Here is a 17,331-nt window from a genome sequence, read left to right as displayed (position 1 = left end):
CGTCAGCCGCGCGTGAGGAGTGTGAGCCCGGCACGGACGGTCTCGCGCTCGTCCGGCGTGAGCTGGTCGAGCGCGGGGAACTCGTGCGCCGCGCAGCAGCGCTGGGCCGTCTCCTGCCCGGCGTCCGTCGCCGCGATCAGCTTCACGCGCCCGTCCGCCGGGTCGGGCCGGCGCTCGACCAGGCCGCGCTCCACGAGCCGGTCGACGATCACGCTGATGTTCGACGGGTCGCAGCCGAAGCGCTGCGCCAGCTCGCGCTGGGACAGCGGCTCGCAGGACGCGAAGCCGAGCACGCGCGCCTGCGTCAGCGTGAGGCCGTGCGCCTGCGCCGCGCGGTCGTAGTCCGCCAGGAAGCGCCCCACGAGCTCGTGCAGCGCGGCGCGGATCTCGGCGTGCGCGGACGCCGGCGGCTCAAGCGCGTACGGCGGCATCCGTCAGGCTCGCGAGGCGCTCCAGCGAGTCGATCCGCGCCTGCTGGTCGAACGCGCTCGTGGCGACGATCAGCTCGTCCGGCTGGTGCTCGTCCACGAAGGCGCTGATCTGCTGGTGGACGGTCTCGGGCGAGCCGATGAACGAGCAGCTCAGCATGCTCTGCAGCTGCTGCTTCTCCTGCGGCGTCCAGTAGGCCTCGATGTCGTCGATCGGCGGCTGCAGGAGCGTGCGCTGGCGCCGGAACGCGCCGTCGATGAACGACTTCTGCTGGCTGGTCGCGAGTTTTGTGGCTTCCTCGTCGGTGTCGGCGATGATCACGTTGGCCGCGAGCATCACGTGCGGTTCTTGCAGTTGCTCGGACGGCCGGAACGACTCGCGGTAGACGTGGATGGCGGGGACGAGCGCGGCGGGCGCGAAGTGCGACGCGAACGCGTACGGCAGGCCGAGCGCCGCGGCGAGCTGCGCGCCGAACAGGCTCGAGCCGAGGATCCACAGCGGGATGTGGCTGCCCTGGCCCGGAACGGCCTGGATGTGCTGGTCGGGGAACGGGTCGCCGAGCAGCTGCTGGAGCTCCTGCACGTCCTGCGGGAACGTGTCCGCGCTGGTGTTGTCCCGGCGCAGCGCGCGCATCGTCGGCATGTCGGTGCCGGGCGCGCGCCCGAGCCCGAGGTCGATCCGGCCCGGATACAGCGCGTCGAGCGTCCCGAACTGCTCGGCGATCACGAGCGGCGAGTGGTTCGGGAGCATGATCCCGCCCGCGCCGACGCGGATCGTGCTCGTGCCCTCGGCGACGAAGCCGATCGCCACGGACGTGGCCGCGGACGCGATCCCGGCCATGTTGTGGTGCTCAGCCAGCCAGAAGCGCCGGTAGCCGAGCCGCTCCGCGTGCTGGGCGAGCTCGCGGCTGCGGTGCAGGGCGGTCTGCGCATTCCCGCCCTCCGGGATCTGCGCCAGGTCCAAGATCGACAGCGGGACCGAGATCGGTGAGAAGCTCATCGAATTCGATGATAGCTTCACGCGTTTGGCACAGATTTGGTGCAATCGCGCGTAGATCCGTGCCAGCGCGCCGCGCAAGGATGCGGGGGTGCGGTCGATTCCTTGTTCTCAGGACAAGTTTCCGACCGCACCCGGCGTGGACCTCGCGATCGCCGCCTTCGCCGAGCGCCAGCACGGCCTGATCTCACGAACGCAGCTGCACGCAGCCGGACTGGACGACGGCCAGATCACGCGGCGGGTGCAAGGCGGCCGGCTCCACCGGCGCTACCGCGGCGTGTACTCGCTCGGCCCGCTCTCACGTGAGGGCGAACTGCTCGCCGCGGTACTCGCGGCGGGCCCCGGCGCGTTGTTGAGCCATTGGGCAGCGGCGGAGCTCCTCGAGGTCGCACGTGGGCGCGCCTCCCTCATCGATGTCATTGTCCCGAGCAAGCGTCGGTCGCCCTCGGGCACGCGGTTCCGCCGCGCCACGATCGACCCGCGCGACCGGACCGATCGCCGGGGCATCCCGGTGACGATGGTGCACCGCCTGCTCGTCGACCTCACCGACGTCGTCACGGTGCCCGACGAGATCACGGCGGTGATCCGCCAGGCGGCGTACCTCGGGCTGTACTCGCTGCTCGCCACGCAGGACGCGATGGACCGCGCGAACGGTCGCAACTGGGCCTCCTCAAAACCGCCATCGCGCTGTACGAGGCCGGCTCGGCGGGAACCCGCAGCCGCGGCGAGGTCGAGGCGGTCGTCGCGCTCGCCGAGGCGGGCCTCCCCCGGCCGCTCGTCAACACGAAGCTCCTCGGCGAGGAGGTCGACTTCCACTGGCCGGACCGCAGCTTCGTGATCGAGCTCGACGGCCCGCACCACGGGCGCGCCCCGGACCGGCGCGACGACGCCCGCCGGGACGAGCGGCTGCGGGCCGCGGGCTGGGACGTGCGACGGGTGGCCGCGCCGCAGGACGTCATCGCGGTCGCCCGGGAGCGCCTGGCGCGGTAATACCCTCATGCGCGGTTTGTTCGACCCCTCGAAGTACCGCACGTTCCGCTTCACCGAGCGCTCCCTGTCGGCCGACGGCGTCGTGCGCCTCGGGTACGCGCTCGACGACGAGCACGAGTTCGTCGAGGAGCTCGAGGTGCCGGTGCCCGAGGGCGCGGACCTCGCGCGCGTGGAGCCGATCCTCGACCTGCTGCACTGGGTCGCGGGCGTGTCCTACTACAAGACGGCGGCGCCGCCCGAGGTGGCGTTCGAGGGCGCGGTGCCCGGCCCGGCGGCGGCGGACTTCCTGGAGGCGCTGTACTCCGAGGGCCTGGGCGAGTTCGCGGTGGTCAACCACCTGCCGGCGCTGCCGCGGCCGAAGTTCCCGCGCGAGGGCCTCGTGCGTGAGGCGCCCGCGCGGTCGTTGTCACGCGTGCTGGTGCCGATCGGTGGCGGCAAGGACTCGATCGTGGCGCTCGAGATCGTGCGCCGCTCCGGCCTCGACTTCACGCTGTTCTCCGTCCGTGACAACCCCGCGATGCAGCGCACGGCAGCGGTGGCGGGCGTCGAGCACGTGGTCGCGCAGCGGCGGCTGCCGCTCGAGCTGCTCGGTGAGCTCAACCGGTCGGGCGCGCTCAACGGGCACGTGCCGATCACGGCGATCGTGTCCTGCGTGGCGCTGCTCACCGCCGCGCTGAACGGCTACGACGCCGTGACGCTGGCCAACGAGCGCAGCGCGTCCTCGGGGAACGTCGTCTACGACGGCATCGAGGTCAACCACCAATTCTCCAAGAGCGCACGCGCCGAGGCGCTGCTGCGCGGCGCGGTGGCCGAGACGGGTGCCCCGGTGGACATCTTTTCGCTGCTGCGGCCGGCCTCCGAGCTGGGGATCGCGCGGACCTTCGCGGGGATGCCGGCGTATCACGGCGCGTTCACGAGCTGCAACGCGATCTTCCGGCTGGACCCCGCGCTGCGGGCGTCGTCGTGGTGCGGGAACTGCCCGAAGTGCCGCTTCGTGTTCCTGATCCTGGCGCCGTACATGGAACCGTCCGCGCTGGAGGCGATCTTCCACAAGCCGATGCTCGACCTCGAGGACCAGTACGAGGGCTTCGCGCTGCTGACCGCGACCGGCGGGCACAAGCCGTTCGAGTGCGTGGGTGAGGAGGAGGAGTCCGCGGCGGCGATCCTGCTGCTCGCGGACGACGAGCGCTGGAAGGACCACACGGTCGTCGCCCGGCTCGTCCGTGAGGTGCTGCCGACGCGCCACCCGGACGTCGCAGCGGTGCTGCGGCTGAGCGACGCGCACAACGTGCCGGACGAGCTGATCGAGCACGTGCATGCGCTTCTCGGCGCTTGACGGGCTGACGATCGGCGTCTGGGGCGCGGGCCTGGAGACGCGTTCGTTCGCACGGCACGTGGCGGCCCAGCTGCCGCGCGCGCGGATCGCGGTGGTCGTGCTGGAGGAGCCGGCGGACGCGCCGGAGCTGACCGACGGCGCGCGCGTCGTGGACGCGTCCGGCGCGGACGCGCTGCGTGGGTGCGACGTGGTGGTGCGCTCCCCCGGCGTCTCGATCTACCGGCCCGAGCTGCGCGGGTTGAGGACCACCACGCCGACGGCGCTGTGGATGGCCGAGCGCGAGGGCCGTCGCGTGATCGGCGTGACCGCGACCAAGGGCAAGTCGACGACGTCGAAGCTGATCGCCCACCTGATCGCGCGCGCAGGCGTGGAGGTGCGGCTGGGCGGGAACATCGGGGCGCCGGCGCTGGACCTGCTCGATGACGACGCCCTGGCCGTCATCGAGCTCTCCAGCTACCAGATCGCCGACCTCGCCACGGGCCCCGAGACCGCGGTCGTGAGCAACGTCTACGCCGAGCACGTCAACTGGCACGGGAGCGTCGAGGCCTACCGGCGCGACAAGCTGCGGCTGCTGACGCTCGACGGCGTGCGGCGCTGCGTGCTCAACGCGACGTCGGAGGCCGTGATGGCCGCGCCGCGCGTCCCAGAGGCCGAGGCGTTCACGTTCGGCGCCGCTCCCGGGTGGCACGTGACCGAGGAGGGGGCGGTCGCACGCGGGGACGTCGTCGTGTCCGAGCTGCCGCTGATCGGCCGCCACAACGCGCTCAACGTGTGCGGGGCGTTCACGGCGGTGGAGGCGGCCGGCGTCCCGCTCGAGATCGATGCCCTGAAGGACTTCGTCGGTCTCGACCACCGGCTGCAGATCGTCCACGAGGCCGACGGCGTGCGCTGGGTCGACGACAGCATCTCGACCGAGCCCGAGGCGGCGAAGTTCGCGGTCGAGAGCTTCCCCGACGCGCAGGTGGTGCTGATCGGCGGCGGGTTCGAGCGCTCGCAGGACTACACGGAGCTCGGCACGGTGCTCGCGGCTCGCGGCGCTCGGGTACTGGGCCTGCCGGACACGGGCTCACGCCTGGTCGACGCGGTGCGCGCGGCGGACGGCGAGGCCGAGCTCGTCCCGGATCTGCCGGCGGCGGTGGCGGCGGCGCGCGCGGCGGCCCAGCCCGGCACCGTGGTCCTGCTCTCCCCCGCCGCGCCGAGCTTCAACACGCACAAGAACTTCGCCGCCCGCGGCGACCACTTCGCGGAGCTGGCCCGTGCGCGCTGACGACCGCGACGGCCTGCGCGTCTACCGCTTCGAGACGCTGCCGGACGCGGTCGACGCGCTGGTGACCACCAGACGTGATGATCTCGACCTCAGCTCGAAGGTGAGGGATGACCACGCGCCGCGTCTGTTCCGGACCTACGGGCTGCCGGACCGCGCGGTGTGGTGCAAGCAGGTGCACAGCGACGTGGTCGCCCACGTCGACGCGCCGCAGCTCGTGAACGGCGCCGACGCGCTGATCACGAACACGCCCGGCCTTCCGCTGTGCGTGATCATGGCCGACTGCGTGCCCGTGCTCGCCTACGACCCCGAGCACCACGCGCTCGGGCTCGCCCACGCGGGCTGGCAGGGCACCTGCGCGCGCATCGCGTCCGCGAGCGTGCGCGCCATGACGGCACGCTTCGGCACCGACCCCGCGGCGGTGATCGCCGCGATCGGGCCCTCGATCGGGCCCGAGGAGTACGAGGTCGGCGAGGACGTCATCACCCGCGCGCGGGACGCCTACGGCTCAGACGCCCCGATCCTGCGCGAGCTCGGCGGCGGCAAGGCCCTCTTCGACCTGTGGGCGGCGAACGAGCTCGACCTGCGCTCCGCAGGCGTGACGCAGATCGAGGTCGCCGGTGTCTCCACCGCCCGCGCGCTGGACGAGTTCTACTCGCACCGCCGCGAGCCGCACGTGACCGGCCGCTTCGCGACCGTCGCCGTGCTGGCTACTTGAGCGTGTCCTTGACCTTGTCGGCGGCGTCGCCGACCTTGTCCTTGACCGTGCCGGACGTGCGATCGACCTTGCCCTCACGCTTGAGCTCGTCGTCGCCGGTCACCTCGCCCGTGGCCTCTTTCGCGTGACCCTTCAGCTTGTCTGCCGTGCCGTCACCCATGGGGGCTCCTTTCGCTGAATCTCGACAGGGTGGTCATACCCAGGCCCAGCCGGCTCATGCGGGTGGTGCGCACAACACCTAGGGGCGGTGGGCACGCGACCGCGCGGCCCGTAGCCTCGCGCCTCGACATGCGCCTCCTCGTTCTCACCGCCGCGCTGTTCGCGGCTCTCACCGGCGCCGCGCACGGCGCGTACTTCAAGACCCCGTCCGGCAACATCGTCTGCGACGGCTCGAGCTCGCGCGTCGAGTGCGAGATCAAGTCCGGGCTGCGGCCCAAGCCGGCCAAGCGCGACTGCGGCGGCGCGGGCGCGTACTCGGACACGCGCGTCGCGCTCACCCGCTCGGGCCGGGCGACGCCGATCGTGTGCGCCGGGGACGTCGGCCCGGCCGCGAGTGAGCGCAGCGCGAAGGTGCTGCGCTACGGCCAGTCGCGCACGTTCGGCCGGCTGCGCTGCACTTCGACCGAGAAGGGCCTCACGTGCCGCAACGGCAGCCACGGCTTCTTCCTGAGCCGTGGCAGCTGGCGCTCGTTCTAGTTCTCGGCCGCGCTCTTCTGCAGCCGCGTGATGGCCTGACGGATCAGCCGTGAGACCTGCACCTGCGAGAGCCCGACGCGCTCGCCGATCTCCGTCTGCGTGAGGTCCTCGGCGAAGCGCAGGTGCAGGATGCGGCGCTCACGGTCGGTGAGGTCGCGCAGCAGCGCGTCCAGCAGCGCGGACCGCTCGGCGGCCTCGAAGCCCGCCTCCTCGGTGCCGACGAGCGTCCCGATCGTCTCCTCGCCCGGCGTGGGCTGGTCGAGCGAGACGGCGCGGCGGGCGGTCACGGCCTGACGGGCCTCGAGGACGAGCTCGACCGTGCTGCCGACCCGCTCGGCCAGCTCGGCCGCGGTAGGCGCCCGGCCGAGCTCGGGCGTCAGGTCCGCGGTCGCGCGGTCGAGCCGGATGTAGGTCTCCTGCAGGTCGCGCGGGACGCGCACGGACCACGCGTGGTCGCGCAGGTAGCGCTTGATCTCGCCCGCGATCGTCGGGACGGCGAACGAGGTGAAGGCGAGCCCGCGTTCGGGGTCGAAGCGGTCGATCGCCTTCACCAGCCCGACGGCGGCGATCTGCTCGAAGTCCTCGAGGTCGAGCCCGCGGCTGTAGCGGCGCGCGATCTGGCGGGCGAGCGGCATGAAGCGCTCGACGACCGCCGCGCGGGCCGCCGGCGTGTTCTCGCGCGCGAGCCGCGCGAACAGCGCCTGCTCCTCGGCTTGTCGAACGGTCGCGGTCCTCAACGTTGCTCGTCGTCCTCGGCGCCCGCGGCCGGCTCGCGCTCGACGCGGATCTCCTCCCGGCGCACCGGGATCGTCAGCGTTCCCGCCGCCTCCTCGACGACGTACGCGCGCAGGCGCACGCGCCCGGGCTCGTCCTGCTCCATGTCCCCCATGCGCAACCCGTACCCGGTCGCGGGACAACTTGACGGGAGATGGGACAGATTTCGGTACGAAGTGTCCCGGCGGCGGGACGCGTCACTCGGCGGCGAGGCAGACGACGGTCGCGTCGTCGCGCAGATCCGACCCGCTGGCTTCAAGCACCGCGCGATGGACCTGCCGCACGGTGTCGGCGGCCGAGCCGCGCTCGGAGCGCAGCGCCGCCTCCGCCACGTCGTCGTAGCTCAAGCCCGCCTGGCCCGCCCCGTCGGCGACCACGCCGTCGGAGAAGAGCACCAGCCGCTCGCCCGGGCTGAGCGTGGTGACGAACTCGGACGGGCGCGGGCTGGCGCGGCCGCCGAGCCCGCGCCGCACGGGCAGCTTGAGCGTCTCGACGGTCCGGTCGGCGCGGACCACCAGCGGCGGCGCATGACCGCAGTTGACCAGCTCGAGCTGGAACGTCGCCGGGTCCCAGCGGGCGACGATCGCGGTCATCTCCTCCGCCGGGCCGGGCATCTCCCGCAGCGTCCGGTGCATCAGCATCAGCGCGTCCTGCGGCGTACCACCGCTGCGCCGGCTGGCCCGCAGCGCGCCGAGCGCCACCGCGCTGCTCGCGGCGGCGCGGGTGCTCGGCCCGAGCCCGTCCGCGAGCGTGAGCCACACGCCGTCAAGGTTCTCCACGATGTCGAACCAGTCGCCGGCGACCTCGTAGCTCGGCAGAACGTTGCCCGCCACCTCGCCGCCGGAGATGCGCGAGATCCGGGGCGGGAGCAGGCTCTGCTGGATCTCCGCCGCCGCTGTCGGCTGCTTGCGCCGCTGCCCGCGCGCGAACGTGTCCGTGTAGCGGTCGGCGAGCGTGATCGCGGCCGCCGCCTGGCGCGCGATCTCGGCGAGCGGGCGCCGCGGCCGGCCCAGCGTCAGCATCACGCCCGTCGCGCGCCCGCGCAGCCACAACGGCACGACTTCGATCCCGGGCCGGTCGGCGAGCACGGCGCGCAGCTGCGACAGCCCGTCCGAGTCGAGCTCCGGCCCGACGGCCAGCGGCGCCGCGATCCGCTCCGGCAGCCGGTCGGGCCCGGCCACGCGCAGCAGGTGCGACCCGTCTATGTCGAGCACGTACAGCGCCAGCGGGACGTCGGCGATCCGCTGCGCCTCGGCGACGAGCTGTTCCGGCAGCACCGGCGGCGCCACCACGTCGAACACGTGGATCCCCTCGAGCGGGACGGGCCGCTCACGCCCCAGGTGCCCGGGCGGCAGCGACCGCTCAGTCGTCTCGCCGGCGTCCCGGGGCCGGTGCGCCTGCACCGCGCGCAGCAGGCTCTCCCGGTCCGGGAAGTGCCGGTACAGGGTCGAGCGCGACACGCCGGCCGCCGCCGCGACGTCGGCCACGGGCGCCGCGGGCGACTGCTCCAGCAGCCGCCGGCTCGCCTCCACGATGCGCACGCGCGTGCGCTGCGCATCCGCGCGCTCCACGGCAAAGAGTCTGGCAACCCGAGGCGGACGATGAGCCGGCGCGTTCAAAGTGCTCAGGAACTACGCTCCGCGCCATGCCGAACTTCGGGCCACTCGAGCTCTTGATCCTGCTCATCTTGATCGCGATCGTCGTGACGGTGGTGCTGCTCGCGCGAAGGCGCTAGACGCGCGACTTGTCCCAGTACTCGCGCCAGGACCGGATTCGCCCGTCCTCGTCAAGCGCCATCCAGATCACATAGTCCTGCACGTACGACCGTCCGGTCTGCACCCAGATCGCCTCGGCGTGGATCTCCGCGACGACCAGGCGCCGAGCGGAGTCCTCGACGGCATCGACCACTTCGAAGCGCCAATCGCCCCAGCGGCGCGGCCCGTCGAAGAACGCGATCAGCGCGTCGACGCCCTCGATCCGCGCCGTCATGTCCGCGGTCGCGTACGGGAACTCGAGCACGCCGTCCGGCGCCCACACGTCGCGCAGCGCGGCCGCGTCCTGGGTGACGGCGCGCAGGTGGCCGGCCATGGCGGGATGCATCTCCATGCGCGGGAGCGTACGGCCCGAACTGGCCGAACGGATGGTCGCGCGCGCGTGACGGCTCGCATAGGCTCCCGCGCGCTCATGAAGCTCCAACTGATCGTGATCGTCTGCAGCGTCGCCCTCACGCTGCTCGTGTTCGGCGTCATGGACGCGCTCGGCGCACCGCTGTGGGCGCCGATCCTGGTGGTCGCCGGAATCCTCGTGGCCCAGCAGGTCTACTGCCAGGTGCTGGCGCCGGCGGGCGCCCGCAAGCGGCTGCTGAAGGCGGTCGATCCGAGGGTCGGGCCGCCGGAGGGCGCCGCGCCCGCCGACGCGCCGGTGATCGACCGCATGGACGAGCTCAGCGAGGCCAAGGACTGGCACGCGCTGCGCACGCTGCTCAGCGACGACTTCGCCGCCGTCTACGGCAGGCACCGGCTCGGGGCGAAGGTCTACATCCGCGTGCTGCGGGCCGCCGACCGGCAGCTGCGCGCGGAAAGCCGGACGGACGCGGTCCTCGCGCATCCCGATGAGCCGGACGTCATGTGGGTCCGCTCGACGGCCTCCGGCGCGCCGCGCTTCGGACCCGGCTTCGTCTCGACGGTCTGGACGCGCATCACGCTGACGCCGGACGGGAGCCGCGTGCGCGAGGTCGCCGACGCCGGCGTCCTGCACGTCGCCTGAGCCACGGATCGGCGATCCCTGGATAGCCGGAGCGTCCCGTCCGATACTGGGCGGCGTGATGGACCGTCCGCAGCTCGCCGACTTCCTGCGCCGCCGCCGTGAGGCGCTGCTTCCCGACGACGTGGGGCTCGACGCCGGGCCGCGGCGCCGGACGAAAGGGCTACGGCGTGAGGAGGTCGCGCTGCTGGCGCACATGTCGACGGACTACTACAGCCGGCTCGAGCAGCAGCGCGGGCCGCAGCCGTCGGAGCCGATGCTGGCCTCGATCGCCCGCGCCCTGCGGCTCACGCAGGACGAGCGCGACCATCTGTTCCGCCTGGCGGGTCACACGCCGTCGCCGCGGGCGCGCCGCACCGATCACGTCAACCCGGCGCTGATGCGGGTGCTCGACCGGCTGGACACGCCCGCCCAGGTGATGTCGGACCTCGGCGACACGCTCGCGCAGAACGAGCTCGCCGTCGCGCTCGTGGGCGAGCAGACGCGCCACACCGGCCCGGCGCGCAGCGTGCTGTACCGCTGGTTCACCGACCCGCGCGAGCGCGAGATCTATCCGGAGGAGGACCGGCCCCGGCACACGCGGGCGTACGTCGCGGGCACGCGCGCCGTGCTCGCGCGCGATCCCGACGACCCGCGCGCGCGGGAGATCGTCGACGAGCTGCTGCGCATCAGCCCGGAGTTCGCTGAGCTGTGGAGCCAGCACGAGGTCGCGATCCGGCTCAGCGACCGCAAGCGGATGGTCCACCCGCGGATCGGCGTCATCACGCTGCACTGCCAGCACCTGATCGCCGCCGACGAGGGCCAGATCCTGCTCGTCTACACCGCCACGCCCGGCAGCGAGGACGCGGACAAGCTGCGGCTGCTGTCGGTGATCGGCAATCAGCGCTTCGCAGCCGCGGATCGCTGATCCCTGGATCGCGGCGCCTCTTCTTCGCGCCCGTGCCCGCTGGCACGCTCGGTCCATGCCCCGCACCCTGATCGACATCGACGTGCCCGACCTCACCGGCAAGCTCGCGCTGGTCACCGGCGCCAGCGACGGCCTCGGGCTCGTGCTCGCCGAGCGCCTGGCCCGCGCCGGCGCCGACCTCGTCCTTCCCGTCCGCAACCCCGCCAAGGGCGCAGCCGCGGCCGACCGCATCCGCGCGGCCGCGCCGCGTGCCGCGATCGCCGTCCCGAGGCTCGACCTCTCGTCGTTGGGGTCGGTCGCCGCCCTCGCCGACGAGCTGCTCGCCGACGGCCGCCCGATCGACATCCTGATCAACAACGCCGGGATCATGACCCCGCCCGAGCGCCGCGAGTCCGAGGACGGCTTCGAGCTCCAACTGGCCACCAACCACCTCGGCCACTACGCCCTCACGGCCCGCATCCTGCCGCTGCTGCGCGCCGCGAACGCCCGCGTGACGACGCAGGCGAGCGTCGCGGCCAACCAGCACGGCGTCCACTGGGACGACCTGCAGTGGGAGCGCTCCTACAACAAGGACAAGGCCTACGCGAGCTCCAAGATCGCGATCGGGCTGTTCGGCCTGCAGCTGGACCGGGTCAGCCGCGCGCGGGGCTGGGGCATCACCAGCAACGTCGCCCATCCCGGCGTGTCCGCGACCAACCTGCTCGCGTCCCATCCCGAGATGGGGCGGGAGCAGGACACGCTCGCGGTGCGCGTGATCCGCCGCGTCGCGACCAGCCGCCTGCCGTTCGGCCAGACCGCCGCCGAAGGCGCGCTGCCCGCGCTGTACGCCGCGACCAGCTCGGACGCGCAGGGCGGGCGCTTCTACGGCCCGAGCGGCCCGATGCAGCTCGCCGGCAAGCCCGTCCAGCGCACGCCGTACAAGCACCTCGCCGGCGAGCAGGACGCCGAGCGCATGTGGCGGCTCTCCGAGCAGCTCACCGGCGTCAGCTGGGACTCCGCGGTCGCAGAGCGGCGCGGCTGAGCAGCATCGTCGCGCCCGCCGTCGTCGCGAACAGCAGGCAGACGCCGGCGGGGACGGTCAGGACGGCCAGGCCGCGGGCGGTGAGGACCAGGGTGGGCTGCACGAGCGCCGTGTAGGCGATCAGGGCCAGGGTGGCGAGCATCACGCCCTTGACGACCTGCAGCGCGCCGGCACCCCGGGGCGCGTAGTTGCCGGTCAGCGCCATGCACGCCGTGCCGCCGATGACCGCGAACGGCAGCGTCTGCACCAGCAGGTCCCGGTAGGCGGAGGGCACGTCGCCCTCGAACCGGAGCGCGTAGGCGGCGTAGTACGCCAGCCCGAACGCGAGCGCGTCGAACGCCGGCCGCGGGAGCCACGCGTAACGGCCCTCGCCGCTGAGCTCGCGCGAGGCGCGCTGCAGGCCGACCGCCCAGCGCAGGGTCGCGAGCCGGCGCCCGCTCAGCGCCGCGCGATCGGCGCGCCACTCGGCGGCGTAGCGCTCCCGCAGCGCGTCCGGCAGGCGCGTGAGCGCGCGGGCGAGCAGGTACTCGATCATGCGAGCCTCGCTTTCAGCACCGGCTGCGGGGCCTGGAACGGCTCGAGCGCCGCGCGCGCTCCCGCCAGCCCGTCCGGCGTCAGGTGATACAGGCGGCGCGCCGGACGGCCCGCCGCCGACGCGTCCACCTCCTCCTCGCGGCTGACCAGCCAGCCGTTGGCCTCGAGCCGGTGCAGCGCGGGGTACACCGTCCCGCTCTGCAGGCCCGTGTAGTCCATGACCTCGAGCCCGTAGCGCGGCTCGCTCGGGTCCTGCGCGAACAGCTGCAGGATGCGGAGCGTCTGTACCGACAGTCGCATGCGAGCACTGTAGCTGATCTACATAGGGTCAGGGTGGTAGCTTCGCCGACGCGCGTCGTGACTGGCGCCTCGGGTGGAACTGACCACCGGGAAGCGGCGCGCCCCTGAGCCGCCGCGCGCCTGGGCATCGAATCCGAGCTTCGGAGGTGCCCATGCACTCCCTCGCCACCGTCGATCCGCAGGTCGCCGAGTTGATCGCCGCCGAGCAGGCGCGCCAGCACGACACGCTGTGCCTGATCGCGTCCGAGAACCACGTCTCGCCCGCGGTGCTCGCCGCGACGGGGTCGGTGCTCACCAACAAGTACTCGGAGGGCTACCCGTCCAAGCGCTACTACCAGGGCAACGCGGTCGTCGACGGGATCGAGGAGGTGGCGACGCAGCGCGCACGCGAGCTGTTCGGCGTCGAGCACGCGAACGTCCAGCCGCTCTCCGGCGCGCCCGCGAACCTCGCCGTCTACGCGGCCTTCCTGGAGCCGGGCGACACGGTCTTGGGGATGGCGCTCGACGCCGGCGGGCACCTCACGCACGGCTGGGGCGTGTCCGTCACCGGCCGCTGGTTCCGGTCGGTCCGCTACGGCGTGCGCCGCGACACGGGCGTGATCGACCTCGACGAGGTGCGCGCGCTCGCCCGGCGTGAGCGGGCGAAGCTGATCTGGTGCGGCGGCACGGCGATCCCGCGCACGATCGACTTCGCCGGCTTCGCCGCGATCGCGCAGGAGGTCGGCGCCATGCTGGCGGCCGACGTCGCGCACATCGCCGGCCTGATCGCGGGCGGGGCCCACCCCTCCCCGGTCGGCCACGCCGACGCGATCGCGACCACCACCCACAAGACCCTCCGCGGCCCGCGCGGGGCGATGCTGCTGTCGGGCGCCGAGCACGCGTCCGCGCTCGACCGCGCCGTCTTCCCCGGCCTCCAAGGCGGCCCGCACGATCACACGACGGCCGCGATCGCGGTCGCGCTGCACGAGGCCGCGCAGCCCGCCTTCGCCGAGTACGCGCACGCCATCGTCGCCAACGCGGTGGCGCTGGCCGATGCGCTGCTCGAGCGCGGGTACGACCTCGTCTCCGGCGGCACCGACAACCACCTGCTGCTCGTCGACCTGTCCGCGACCGGTGTGCCCGGGCGTGCCGCCGCGGAGGCGCTCGAGCGGGCGGGCCTGGTCTGCAACTACAACGCGGTCCCGTTCGACCCGCGCCCGCCGCTGGACCCGTCCGGCATCCGCCTGGGCACGCCCGCGATCACCACCCGCGGCCTCGCGCCCGACCACATGCCGGAGCTCGCGCGCTGGATCGACGAGGGCGTCCGGGCGCGGGACGAGGCGACGCTGGAGCGCATCCGCGGCGAGGTCCTCGAGCTGGCGCGCGCCTTCCCGCCGCCCGCGTAGGCTTGCAGCGGCTGCTCGAGCAGCCCATCGTCCGAGGGGTCGCTGGCGGAGTTCCTGCACCGGTTCTGGCTCGAGAACGAGCTCTGGTTCGCGCTGACCCACGGCGAGGCGCTCACACCCGAGCAGCGTCGCTACGCCGAGCACCATCGCTAGGCGCCAGCAGCGCGGCCCACACGAGCGCGACGAACCACACCAGGTACAGGTAGAACCAGTACTCCAGCGCGAGCTGCAGGGCGATCAGGACGGCGGCGGCGAGCGCGCACAGCGTGGTGCGGTCCCGACGGCGCGGAACGAACGCGACGGCCACCGCCAGCGCGACGGCGGCGAGCGTCGCCACGGGCTGCACGCGCGCCGCGAGCTCCCACGAGCCCCAGAGCGAGAACGGCGAGCTGCGCCCGGCCTGAAAGCCCAGGGTGCGATCCCAGAAGACGCCGACGTCGAACGGCGCCAGCAGCAGCGCGCCGGTGACCAGCGCGGCCGCCGCCGTGAGCAGCAGGCCGCGGCGCCCGTGCCGGTAGGTCGCGAGCAGCGGCAGCAGCGCGAGCGGGGCGAACTTGGTCAATCCGGCCATCGCGCCTACCACGCCGCGGCCGACGGGCCGCGCGGCGAGCAGCAGCGCGCCGAGCACGAACGCGCCCACGAGCGCGTCGTTCGCCGACGACGCCATCACCAGCAGCGTGAACGGATACGCCGCCCACAGGTAGGCGAGCAGCAGCCCGAGCCGCGGGCCGCCGAGCCGGCGGCCGAGCAGCCAGCACAGCGCCACGCACGCCAGGTCGAACGCGACGGCGGCCGCGCGCGCCGCCGGCAGCTCGTCCCAGGTGCCGCTCCAGGGAAAGGCGAGCTCGAACGGGACGTACGCCGCGTAGGCGACCGGGCCGTAGGTGTCGCCGTGCTCGTTGTCGTCCGGGAACGCGCCGTAGAGCGCCTCGCCGTGCGGGAGCCGGTCGGCGCCGATCACGCCCGAGTAGCCGACGTCGACGACGTTGCCACCCGTGATCGACACGATCGCCCGGAAGCCGAGCAGGAACACGAGCCCGACCACGAAGACGGACGCGGGCCACGTGGGCGCGGGCGCGCTGCCACCGCGCCACGCGACCCACAGCATCCGGGCGAGCAGGTAGGCGAGCAGGACCGTCGCGACGGTCGCGGACAGCTTCAGGTGCGGGACGTTGAACGCCGCGTAGGCGCCGGAGAACGCGAGCAGCGCGGCCACGTCGAGGTGGACGATGCTCGGCGGCCCGCGCAGGAACGGCGCGAGGAACAGCAGGCCGAGGACGATCCAGACCCACGGCGCGTTGACCGCTCCGCCGAACGCGCCCGGGTACCCGCGCGCCATCGGCCACTGCACCTGCGGCCCGGTCCACGCCTCGAGCACCCGCCCGGACGCGTCGTCGACGACCGCGACGGCGATCTCCTCGCGCCCGGCGAACACCGAGACGTCCCACACGCGCTCCTGAAGCCGCGGCGCGACGTCGACCACCGTGCGCCCGCGTCCGGCCCGCTCCTCCCGGACGCGCGGATCGCTCACCGCCGCGTCCGCCACCTGCTGCGGCGTGCGCTGCCAGCCGGACGGGACGTCCTGCGCGACGGCCGCCTCAGGGCGGGCGAGCAGGACGACGAGCAGCGCGAGCACGGACCACACGCAGGGCAGCATCCCGCACCCGCCGTCCGGCCGATGCGTAACCACGCTGACCTGAGCCAGGCGCCCGTTTCGGCCGCGTCGGTGCGCTGAGACCCGCGTAGCCGCTTGCCCCACGGGGTCGCAGGCGGTCCGAGCCCTTGTTGCGGGAGACCGCGAATCCGTATGGTCGGCTCGGATGACTGACGGAGGCACGGAAGCCGGCACCAAGCACATCGGCAGCTACGAGATCGTCCGCGAGCTCGGACACGGCGGCATGGCCGTCGTGTACCTCGCGCGCCAGCCCGGCCTCGAGCGCCTCGTCGCCCTCAAGGAGATGGCGGCGTTCGGCGTGCGCGACCCGCAGATGGTCCACCGCTTCCTGCGCGAGGCGCAGATCGCGGCCTCGCTCACGCACCCGAACATCGTCACGGTGCACGAGGCGTTCGCGGTCGACGCCGTGCCGTACATCTCGATGGAGTACGTCGCGGCGGGGTCGCTGCGGTCGCTGGTCGGCCACCTGCGGCTCGACCAGACGATCGCGGTGATGGAGGACATGCTCGCCGGCCTCCGCGCCGCCGAGCTGCGCGGCGTCGTGCACCGCGACCTCAAGCCCGAGAACGTCCTCATCACCGACGACGGCCGCGCGAAGATCGCGGACTTCGGCATCGCGAAGGCCGTCGATCACGCCGCCACCGAGGGCTTCCGGACCGCGACGGGCATGACCGTCGGCACGCCGACCTACATGGCGCCCGAGCAGGCGATGGGCACCAAGGGCGTGACGAGCGTCGCCGACCTGTACTCGGTCGGGATCATGGCCTACGAGCTGATGGTGGGCCGGCTCCCGTTCGACGCCGAGTCGCCCGTCGCGCTGCTGCTCAAGCAGGTGAGCGATCCGCCTCCGCCGCCGCTGAGCATCAACCCGTCGCTGGACCCCGAGCTCGGCGCCTGGATCGAGCGGCTGCTGGTCAAGGACGCGGCCGAGCGCACCCCGACCGCGGCGCAGGCCTGGGACGAGCTCGAGGAGATCGCGATCGCGCTGCTCGGCCCGCGCTGGCGCCGTGGCGCGGCGCTGATCGACCCGCGCCGCCCGCGCCCGACACCCGCGCCGCTGGAGGACCCGAGCGCGAGCGGCTACCTGACCGTCGACCCCGATCGGCTCGCTCCGAACCGGCCGCCGACCTTCCCGCCGCAGTCCACCCCGATCCCGGGCCCGTGGACGCCGCCGCCGGACCCGTCCGCTCCCGCGCCGCCTCCACCGTGGACGCCGCCGCCCGACCAGCCTGCGTGGACGCCGCCGCCGGACCCGGTGCCCAGCGCGCCGCCCGCCGGCTGGACGCCGCAGCCGGAGACCCTGTCGGCGCCGCCCGCCGAGGAGGCCTCCCGCCCACCCGTCGTGCCGCGGCCGGCGCCGCCGTCCGGGCCGCCCACGAACGCGGGTGCGGCGCCGCCGCACCAGACCCCGCCCGGTCACGCGGGCTACGCGAGCCCGCCGCCGCAGCCCACGCCCGTCGGCGCGCCGCCGCACGGAACGCCGCCAGCGCAGGCGGGCTACCGGAGCCCGCCCCCCCAGCCCACGGCCCCGGGCGCGCCGCCG

The 17,331-nt window shown here is 73.6% G+C and carries 21 protein-coding genes and 1 riboswitch; of the genes, 11 read left to right on the top strand and 10 right to left on the bottom strand.

The features are described from left to right. Window positions 1–2: 2 nt before the first annotated feature. Window positions 3–431 (bottom strand): MarR family winged helix-turn-helix transcriptional regulator, encoded by a 429-nt coding sequence (locus tag OJ962_RS29660; protein WP_202957985.1) that lies wholly within the window; start codon window positions 429–431, stop codon window positions 3–5. Then, entirely contained in the window at window positions 412–1,428 is a 1,017-nt protein-coding gene (locus OJ962_RS29655) for an LLM class flavin-dependent oxidoreductase (protein WP_202957984.1), read from the bottom strand. The genes OJ962_RS29660 and OJ962_RS29655 overlap by 20 nt, the downstream gene beginning before the upstream one ends. A 136-nt stretch (window positions 1,429–1,564) precedes the next feature. On the opposite strand from OJ962_RS29655, the gene OJ962_RS29650 reads away from it, so the two are divergent. Genes OJ962_RS29650 through pgeF form a run of 5 tightly spaced genes read left to right on the top strand, consistent with a single transcriptional unit; the run spans window position 1,565 to window position 5,733 of the window. Continuing rightward, window positions 1,565–2,263 (top strand): type IV toxin-antitoxin system AbiEi family antitoxin domain-containing protein, encoded by a 699-nt coding sequence (locus tag OJ962_RS29650; RefSeq protein ID WP_202957983.1) that lies wholly within the window; start codon window positions 1,565–1,567, stop codon window positions 2,261–2,263. Beyond that, window positions 2,260–2,415, top strand: a complete 156-nt coding sequence (locus OJ962_RS29645; RefSeq protein ID WP_202957982.1) for a DUF559 domain-containing protein — start codon at window positions 2,260–2,262, stop codon at window positions 2,413–2,415. The genes OJ962_RS29650 and OJ962_RS29645 overlap by 4 nt, the downstream gene beginning before the upstream one ends. 16 nt (window positions 2,416–2,431) lie before the next feature. Beyond that, window positions 2,432–3,751 carry a hypothetical protein gene (locus OJ962_RS29640; protein WP_202957981.1) on the top strand — a complete coding sequence of 440 codons (1,320 nt, stop codon included), beginning with the start codon at window positions 2,432–2,434 and terminating at the stop codon, window positions 3,749–3,751. After that, a complete protein-coding gene (gene murD, locus OJ962_RS29635) occupies window positions 3,732–5,018 on the top strand; it encodes a UDP-N-acetylmuramoyl-L-alanine--D-glutamate ligase (RefSeq protein WP_202957980.1) in 1,287 nt (428 codons plus the stop codon). The genes OJ962_RS29640 and murD overlap by 20 nt, the downstream gene beginning before the upstream one ends. Beyond that, window positions 5,008–5,733 carry a peptidoglycan editing factor PgeF gene (gene pgeF / locus OJ962_RS29630; RefSeq protein ID WP_202957979.1) on the top strand — a complete coding sequence of 242 codons (726 nt, stop codon included), beginning with the start codon at window positions 5,008–5,010 and terminating at the stop codon, window positions 5,731–5,733. The genes murD and pgeF overlap by 11 nt, the downstream gene beginning before the upstream one ends. On the opposite strand, the gene OJ962_RS29625 is transcribed toward pgeF, so the two are convergent. Continuing rightward, on the bottom strand, window positions 5,726–5,893 hold the full coding sequence (locus OJ962_RS29625) for a CsbD family protein (RefSeq protein WP_202957978.1): 168 nt from the start codon (window positions 5,891–5,893) through the stop codon (window positions 5,726–5,728). The two genes, pgeF and OJ962_RS29625, sit on opposite strands and share 8 nt — an antisense overlap. A 128-nt stretch (window positions 5,894–6,021) precedes the next feature. On the opposite strand from OJ962_RS29625, the gene OJ962_RS29620 reads away from it, so the two are divergent. Next, the gene (locus OJ962_RS29620; protein ID WP_202957977.1) at window positions 6,022–6,429 is read left to right on the top strand and encodes a DUF6636 domain-containing protein; all 408 of its coding nucleotides are present in this window, start codon (window positions 6,022–6,024) and stop codon (window positions 6,427–6,429) included. Here the strand turns inward: OJ962_RS29620 and OJ962_RS29615 are convergent. The 4 genes from OJ962_RS29615 to OJ962_RS29600 all read right to left on the bottom strand — a co-directional run bounded on the left by OJ962_RS29615 (window position 6,426) and on the right by OJ962_RS29600 (window position 9,309). Then, window positions 6,426–7,166: a SigB/SigF/SigG family RNA polymerase sigma factor gene (locus OJ962_RS29615; RefSeq protein WP_202957976.1), complete on the bottom strand. Its 741-nt coding sequence runs from the start codon at window positions 7,164–7,166 to the stop codon at window positions 6,426–6,428. The two genes, OJ962_RS29620 and OJ962_RS29615, sit on opposite strands and share 4 nt — an antisense overlap. Further along, window positions 7,163–7,318 carry a DUF2382 domain-containing protein gene (locus tag OJ962_RS29610; protein ID WP_202957975.1) on the bottom strand — a complete coding sequence of 52 codons (156 nt, stop codon included), beginning with the start codon at window positions 7,316–7,318 and terminating at the stop codon, window positions 7,163–7,165. Before OJ962_RS29610 ends, OJ962_RS29615 begins: the two co-directional genes overlap by 4 nt. 82 nt (window positions 7,319–7,400) lie before the next feature. Continuing rightward, a complete protein-coding gene (locus OJ962_RS29605; protein ID WP_202957974.1) occupies window positions 7,401–8,774 on the bottom strand; it encodes a PP2C family protein-serine/threonine phosphatase in 1,374 nt (457 codons plus the stop codon). A gap of 160 nt (window positions 8,775–8,934) precedes the next feature. Then, a complete protein-coding gene (locus tag OJ962_RS29600) occupies window positions 8,935–9,309 on the bottom strand; it encodes a nuclear transport factor 2 family protein (RefSeq protein ID WP_202957973.1) in 375 nt (124 codons plus the stop codon). A 78-nt stretch (window positions 9,310–9,387) separates the two neighbouring features. Between OJ962_RS29600 and OJ962_RS29595 the strand changes: the two genes are divergently transcribed. From OJ962_RS29595 to OJ962_RS29585, 3 genes are read left to right on the top strand one after another with little or no spacing between them, the layout of a single operon-like run. Beyond that, window positions 9,388–9,969, top strand: coding sequence for a hypothetical protein (locus OJ962_RS29595; protein WP_202957972.1), 582 nt, complete (start codon window positions 9,388–9,390; stop codon window positions 9,967–9,969). A gap of 58 nt (window positions 9,970–10,027) precedes the next feature. Continuing rightward, complete coding sequence (locus OJ962_RS29590; RefSeq protein ID WP_202957971.1) at window positions 10,028–10,873, top strand: helix-turn-helix transcriptional regulator; 846 nt, start codon at window positions 10,028–10,030, stop codon at window positions 10,871–10,873. Between the two features lie 55 nt (window positions 10,874–10,928). Further along, window positions 10,929–11,894: an SDR family oxidoreductase gene (locus OJ962_RS29585; protein WP_202957970.1), complete on the top strand. Its 966-nt coding sequence runs from the start codon at window positions 10,929–10,931 to the stop codon at window positions 11,892–11,894. On the opposite strand, the gene OJ962_RS29580 is transcribed toward OJ962_RS29585, so the two are convergent. Further along, entirely contained in the window at window positions 11,857–12,429 is a 573-nt protein-coding gene (locus OJ962_RS29580) for a hypothetical protein (RefSeq protein ID WP_202957969.1), read from the bottom strand. The genes OJ962_RS29585 and OJ962_RS29580 overlap by 38 nt on opposite strands. Then, window positions 12,426–12,728, bottom strand: a complete 303-nt coding sequence (locus OJ962_RS29575; RefSeq protein WP_202957968.1) for a PadR family transcriptional regulator — start codon at window positions 12,726–12,728, stop codon at window positions 12,426–12,428. The genes OJ962_RS29580 and OJ962_RS29575 overlap by 4 nt, the downstream gene beginning before the upstream one ends. A 47-nt stretch (window positions 12,729–12,775) precedes the next feature. Beyond that, window positions 12,776–12,861, top strand: a riboswitch (ZMP/ZTP riboswitch). A 19-nt stretch (window positions 12,862–12,880) separates the two neighbouring features. On the opposite strand from OJ962_RS29575, the gene OJ962_RS29570 reads away from it, so the two are divergent. Then, window positions 12,881–14,113: a serine hydroxymethyltransferase gene (locus tag OJ962_RS29570; protein WP_202957967.1), complete on the top strand. Its 1,233-nt coding sequence runs from the start codon at window positions 12,881–12,883 to the stop codon at window positions 14,111–14,113. 112 nt (window positions 14,114–14,225) lie between these two features. On the opposite strand, the gene OJ962_RS29565 is transcribed toward OJ962_RS29570, so the two are convergent. Next, window positions 14,226–15,758, bottom strand: coding sequence for a hypothetical protein (locus OJ962_RS29565; protein ID WP_270006796.1), 1,533 nt, complete (start codon window positions 15,756–15,758; stop codon window positions 14,226–14,228). Window positions 15,759–15,933: 175 nt separating this feature from the next. On the opposite strand from OJ962_RS29565, the gene OJ962_RS29560 reads away from it, so the two are divergent. Then, on the top strand, window positions 15,934–17,331 hold a 1,398-nt coding region (locus OJ962_RS29560), incomplete at its 3' end, for a serine/threonine-protein kinase (protein WP_270006795.1).

The organism is Solirubrobacter deserti (assembly GCF_027587175.1).
Lineage (GTDB): Bacteria > Actinomycetota > Thermoleophilia > Solirubrobacterales > Solirubrobacteraceae > Solirubrobacter > Solirubrobacter deserti.
Note: the sequence above shows the minus strand (reverse complement) of the source record. Positions and strands in the feature narration are given on the sequence as shown.